The organism is Enteractinococcus helveticum (assembly GCF_020742345.1).
Taxonomy (GTDB): domain Bacteria; phylum Actinomycetota; class Actinomycetes; order Actinomycetales; family Micrococcaceae; genus Yaniella; species Yaniella helvetica_A.
On the sequence record NZ_DYXC01000009.1, the window covers coordinates 1 to 5843 of the forward strand.

The window sequence follows — 5843 nt, forward strand, 5'->3', positions numbered from 1 at the left end:
GGTGCTGGCCCAAGACGGTCGGATATCAATGACGGCGCTGGCTGAGCAGGTGCACATTTCGCGCGCACACTGCCATGCTCGACTCCAGCGTTTGCAAGACACCGGTGTCATTACTGGGTTCACCGTCAACGTGGATCCACTCAAATTGGGATTCGGGGCATCAGCCCATGTCATTTTAAAATTGCGGCAACACAACTGGCGTGCGTTACGCCAACAGTTGCTCGACATTCCAGAAGTCTGGCACGTGATCCTGACCGGCGGGCCGATGGATGTCATCCTGTTAGTCCGGGCCAAAGACACCGCAGACCTGCGCAGGGTGGTATTTGATGAAATTCAGCCGCTGTCGGGGGTTGTGGACACCCAAACGTTTATGATCTTTGACGATCTGGTCTCCCGCAGCGCACTACACTAGCCAGTGTGGCGGTGGGCCGGGGCTACCATCAATGCCGAGACCACTGTAACCATCCAGGGAGACCGCGGTTTCGAAAGCAGCTCAGCACACCGGATTGTCAAAATCTACGGCGCATCAGGTTGCTCAATCTCTGGAAGCCAACGGATTTCTGTCCAAACATCCCGGCGGAGGTTATCCGCAGCCGACCGGATGCACCTGATGCGATTTGGGGCCATGGCCACCCAGATCGAGAAGGCTTTCGAGGTGCCGGAAGTCCAGGGAAGCGTCAAGTAGTCTGACCAGCGCGACTACGGCCCCTCGAGTAGTTACGCGGAGGACGCTACAGCAGGTGGTGGCTAGTAATCAGCGATGACCGTTACGCCAAGAGCATCGGCAACTTCGTCGAATAACTCCCTGCCCGCGCCTTCCAGTAACGCGCCGTTGGCATTCCGGGCGGGGCTGAGCGTCCAGGCATCCCGGTCATGGCGAACACGGTCAGCGAAGACCACCATGACCTCGTACTGGGCTTGCCTTGAGAATTCTGCCTGACGTGAATGCCAGATAATCCCGTCAGGCCCCTGCGGACCTGCATGGATAGCTTGTGCGACCTTCCGAGTGCAAGGGTAATGCTCGAAGGAACTATTCGCCAGGTTCTCCCGGGTCAAGCCCAGAGCCTGCAGTTGTGGATCTCTTAGGTCCACGACGGTCATGTTGGTAGGCGGGACCACTTGAGCGTGTAGATAACCATGTAGGGAACGTTCCGCTACGATTCGTGATTCTGGCTCAAGCTCGTAAATGGTGTGGAGACGTGTCTCCAATAGTGCCGCCTCGAGACTTTCCGCAAGATACATGGTGGGGACGCGACTGCCCGACAGTAGATCATCAAAGGGGGCAAAACGGGTGTTGCCCCAGCCGGGGTTCGGCACTCCGTACCCGTCACGCGCATCGTAAACGCGAAACCATACGCGATCCTTAGACAACTTGAACGTGGGCAGGTTTCCATCACGAGCGTGTTGGGACAGTTCCGAAATCGCAACGGTACATTCGTCAGGGACGGGGCAGGTGAGTTGTTGTGCCGGAAAACTATGCGTCACGCCACTTCGTCGCGTTCATTCCGGAGATCAAGTGCGTAAAGATCGGCAGCTCGTTGTGCACGTTCTAAATCAACGTGGGCAAGCTCTGCTGGTATTTTGCCGCTGAGATGCCCTGTCGGATGGGTCAACCATGTCCATAGCGACCACCCATCCAGATCAGCCTCCAACAATGGACGGACCAGAGCGCTAATAGCTGGGTCAAGTTTCCCTTCTTCGTCAAGCTGCACTTTGGGAATCATGACCCGGCCTTTAAATTTGACGGTGAATAATTCGCCTTGCTCGCGAGCCCTGGTCACCCAGGCTCTCACTGAACCGGGTTGGCTATCGCGGATTTGTGCCAAGGTTTCATGGGTTTCCGCACCGTATTTAGTCAGCAATTTTTGGCGCAGTGCAGCAGTGCGCTGAATCTGTCGCTGTGATGCACTGGGGACGAGCTCCTCATTGGTCTCCAGGAGCGAGGAATTTACGAAATCTTCGAACGAGCCCCGCGCATCGTGACGTATTTCAGAAACGCGTTGGGCGAGACGTAGAGCTTCCTCTACGTCACCAACGCTTACGCCCTCAACGACAACGCGACCCTTAAATTCACTGACCTTATATCGCCTTGCAATGCGTGAAGGTCTGCGTGGTGATTTACTAGTTCTATCTGGAACTGGAGCAGTCATAACGACCTCCTTTTACATAGCATTATAGCAATGCAGCGCTGAGCAGGTAAGTGTTGCATTGTCTTAAATGGAAGGATCCCAATGCAACAGGTTGACCAACAGGTCGGCCTGCTCCCACGCATCATCCAGGACATGGTGGGTGTGCGGGCGCTTGGATAGAAGTTTCTTAGGCATCGAACGCTTGCCGACCTTGCGGATCATGCGATCAGCCTTGGTGGCGAACAGCGTTTTGAAATCGATAGCGGAGGAGTGGCCAAAAGGGGCTGGTGCCGGCGTAACGCATCAGATACCAGTACACCCACATCCAGTCGTAGGACAGCGGGTAGGCAGCCATGACTGGACGGTCATCTCCTGCCTGTTCGCTAATCCAGTCGACCAGCGTTCGCATGGCATCCTTGGGGCGAGTCCATCTCGGATGAGTTCATCACGGTCCAGACCAGCCACAGCGGAGGCTTCGGGAATGTAGTCTGATGAGATGGGTTTCAGCTGCAGGTACAGTCCGAGGTCTTGATTGCGCAGGTCCTCAAAGACGCCCTCAGCGTTTCAACGTCCGGCGACGACAACTCCGATGGAGTATGGGCCGGGGATTGGACCATCGGCTTCGATATCGATAGAGAAATAGGTCTCGCCACCGAGACGTATGGAAGTAGTCATATCTACATCATGCCGGTTTTGTGTGTCAGCGGCTCGTGCAACGCCAGCGGCCATAGGGCACTATTTATGCGTGGGCGCCCACATTTTCAGTGTGGTTGGTAAGACCAGCACATTGGGGCCGGTGGCGAGCCAGGCTGCTTGCAGATCGTCCGCCAGTGAGACAGGATCGGTCAGGGTGGCCGAGACGCCGAATGATTGCGCCAGAGCGACAAAGTCCGGGCGGGCGAGTTCGGTACCAACAGCTTGTCCGAAGGCATCACGCATATATTCGCGCAGGATGCCGTAGCCGCCGTCGTCAATGATGAGCCAGGTCACGGGAAGATTATGCTGTTTTGCGGCGGCGAGTTCCGCGATGGAATACATTGCTGACCCATCGCCGGAGACGGCCAGGACGCGTTGTTGTAAACCCACGGCTCCACCAAGCGCGCTGGGAAATGCGTAACCGATACCGCCTGCGCCCTGGCCGGAGTGGAAAGCCCCGTGTTTGGAGTCCCAGGTGTTCCACGCCCAGTAGCTGGCAATGGTCATGTCCCAGTACGTGTGGGCGTCATCGGGCACCGCATTGCGGATTGAGCGCATGATGGACTGTTCATGCTCGAGATCTTGGGATGCAAGACGATCGGAGATCTGCTGGCGCGTTGTGTTGACGAGCTCGGCAGCGGTAAGACCATGCCAGGTGCTCGCGGTGGGCTTCGGCCCGTGTCGTATTGCTGAGAGGATCGCCTCAAGTGCCAGACCGGCATCGGCGCGGATTCCCAGGCCGGGATAATTTGCTTCCAATACGCGGGGTTCGGCGTCGATGTGGATGAGCTGACCGCGCGGCTGCATCGAGTAGTAGTTCGAACTGACTTCTCCCAAGGCTGTGCCAACCGCCAGCAGGACATCGGCGTCTTCGAATATTTCGGTGACATATCGGTCTTCAACCCACCCGCCCAGGGACAATGGATGGTCATGAGGAAACGCGGTATTGCCGCCCGGCGTGCACACGACCGGTGCATCGAGCAGCTCAGCCAGCATGGCCAGTGCTTGCTGGGCTGCGATGCCTGATCTGCGGACACCTCCACCGGCGATGATGGCGGGACGTTGCGCGGCACTGAGTAACTGGGCGGCCCGAGTCACGCTGCTGTGATGTGGTGTCAACCGGGCAGGCGTGATACTCAGATCGTAGGGTGGTGGTATTGGGGCCGGGTGTAAGAGGACGTCTTGTGGAATCTCAACCCAGACCGGTCCGGAGGGGGCGCTGAGCGCAGTCCGCCAGGCGTCCTCTATGACAGCAGGAATCGCCGACGCGTGATGAATCGTATGTTGGGTTTTTGTCACGTTGCGTGCCGCAGCTTTTTGGTCATCAAGCTCGTGGAGCATACCCTTTCGGCGCCCGCCCAGTCCCGCTTGCGGTATTTGGGAGGCGATCACGATCATCGGGACACTACTGGCAGATGCTTCCTGGATTCCTGCTAAGGCGGTCAATGCTCCGGGACCGGTTGAGACGATCAGTACCCCGGGCTGGTTTGTGACACGCGCAAAACCGTCAGCTGCAAAGGCCGCATTATTTTCCACCCGGGATGAGATGTACTGCAACGGGCTGCGACCCAGGGCATCGAAAAGCCCCAGGGCATGTTGGCCGGGGATACCAAATACCGTGGTCGCTCCCAGTGCGGACAGTGTTTCGATCACCAGATCGCCACCGGTACGCATGCCTACCTCCTGTGCGTGAGCATTAGTTAGTTAGCGGCGCGTAGATCAGCCAGCAACGACAGCAGGTCATAGCATGCGTGAGCCGCCGCAATCCCGGTGAGCTCGGCATGGTCATAGCTGGGCAGTACTTCCACGACATCGGCACCAAGAATATTCAGCCCTCGAAGACCACGCAGCATTTCTAACAGTTCGCGGCTGGTCAGCCCACCGGCCTCGGGTGTTCCGGTTCCCGGCGCATGGGCTGGGTCAAGGACATCAATATCCAGGGAGATATACACCGGTTTGTCTCCGATGCGTTCGCGCAAGATGGTCACCACGGCTTCGACGCCCCGGTAGTACAGGTCTGCGCTGGTGATGATACCGAAGCCGAATCGGGCGTCGTCGTCCAGATCATTTTTGCTGTATAACGGTCCGCGAGTGCCCACATGGCATAGGGCCGAAGCATCGAGCAGTCCTTCTTCGGCGGCCCGACGAAACGGTGTGCCGTGAGTATAGTCGGCACCAAAATAGCTATCCCAGGTGTCCAGGTGGGCATCGAAGTGCAACAGCGCCACCGGTTGTCCGGCGCGTTGTGAGGCTGCCCGCAATAATGGCAGCGCGATGGTGTGGTCCCCTCCGATGGTCAGAAGCGAGGCGCCGTCGGCGGTGAGCTCCAGTGCATCCAGTTCTACCGTGGCGATGGCTTCTTCGATGTTGAACGGATTCAGCGCCATATCGCCGGCATCGGCAACTTGGACTTGAGCAAATGGTGAAGTGCCTGTTGCCGGGTTGTAGGGGCGAAGCAGTCTTGAAGCTTGACGAACGTGGGCGGGCCCAAAGCGTGCACCGGGACGGTAAGAGACTCCGGTATCAAATGGTGCGCCAATGATTTTGATGTCAGCACTGTGCCCTGCAGTTTCCAGATCCCGGAGGCGTGGCAGCAGTGCGAAGGTTGATTCGCCGCTATATCGCGGAACCAGGGTGGAATTGACCGGGCCGATATTGCCGTTATCGATGATTCTTGGGATTTCACGCATGCCGTCCGCCTGTTGAGATGGTGTCGATCTATGCTGCTGCTGTCGGGTCCGTTGAGTGTCGTTCGCCGGTGAGCATCGTCAATAACAACACGTTGTGTTCCTGAGCGTCTTCTGGTGCAGACACCTCATGGACGACCATGGCGCGCAGGTACATAACGGTGCCAGCAACGAGATCAACTTCGCCGTCATCGGTAACGACTTTGAGCCTGCCCTGCAGGGTTTGCAAGGTAATAGGGTGCGCGGTGGTGTGGGCACGAAGCACCTGGCCCGGGGTGAAGGTCATGAAAATAAGATTCGCGCCGTCGCCTTCCAGTTTCCGTGTGATTGC

Annotated in this window: 8 protein-coding genes and 1 pseudogene; 2 read left to right on the plus strand and 7 right to left on the minus strand. The window is 57.6% G+C overall.

What is annotated here, in order from left to right:
* Position 1 precedes the first annotated feature (1 nt).
* Entirely contained in the window at positions 2-412 is a 411-nt protein-coding gene (locus tag K8V32_RS00615) for an Lrp/AsnC family transcriptional regulator (protein ID WP_303901304.1), read from the plus strand.
* 76 nt (positions 413-488) lie between these two features.
* Positions 489-611 (plus strand): annotated as a pseudogene (locus K8V32_RS14595) (helix-turn-helix domain-containing protein); the annotation flags it as partial.
* A gap of 136 nt (positions 612-747) precedes the next feature.
* Here K8V32_RS14595 and K8V32_RS00620 read toward each other — a convergent pair.
* The 7 genes from K8V32_RS00620 to K8V32_RS00650 form a co-directional block, all read right to left on the minus strand.
* Positions 748-1485 carry an RES family NAD+ phosphorylase gene (locus K8V32_RS00620; RefSeq protein WP_303901306.1) on the minus strand — a complete coding sequence of 246 codons (738 nt, stop codon included), beginning with the start codon at positions 1483-1485 and terminating at the stop codon, positions 748-750.
* Positions 1482-2150, minus strand: a complete 669-nt coding sequence (locus tag K8V32_RS00625) for a hypothetical protein (RefSeq protein WP_303901308.1) — start codon at positions 2148-2150, stop codon at positions 1482-1484. The genes K8V32_RS00620 and K8V32_RS00625 overlap by 4 nt, the downstream gene beginning before the upstream one ends.
* Before the next feature lie 63 nt (positions 2151-2213).
* Positions 2214-2351, minus strand: a complete 138-nt coding sequence (locus tag K8V32_RS00630; protein ID WP_303901310.1) for a hypothetical protein — start codon at positions 2349-2351, stop codon at positions 2214-2216.
* A gap of 4 nt (positions 2352-2355) precedes the next feature.
* A complete protein-coding gene (locus K8V32_RS00635; RefSeq protein WP_303901312.1) occupies positions 2356-2538 on the minus strand; it encodes a hypothetical protein in 183 nt (60 codons plus the stop codon).
* A gap of 326 nt (positions 2539-2864) precedes the next feature.
* Positions 2865-4499 carry a thiamine pyrophosphate-binding protein gene (locus K8V32_RS00640; protein WP_303901314.1) on the minus strand — a complete coding sequence of 545 codons (1635 nt, stop codon included), beginning with the start codon at positions 4497-4499 and terminating at the stop codon, positions 2865-2867.
* A gap of 26 nt (positions 4500-4525) precedes the next feature.
* Complete coding sequence (speB, locus tag K8V32_RS00645; RefSeq protein WP_303901316.1) at positions 4526-5515, minus strand: agmatinase; 990 nt, start codon at positions 5513-5515, stop codon at positions 4526-4528.
* 28 nt (positions 5516-5543) lie between these two features.
* A partial coding sequence (locus K8V32_RS00650; protein WP_303901318.1) for a cupin domain-containing protein occupies positions 5544-5843 on the minus strand: 300 nt, incomplete at its 5' end.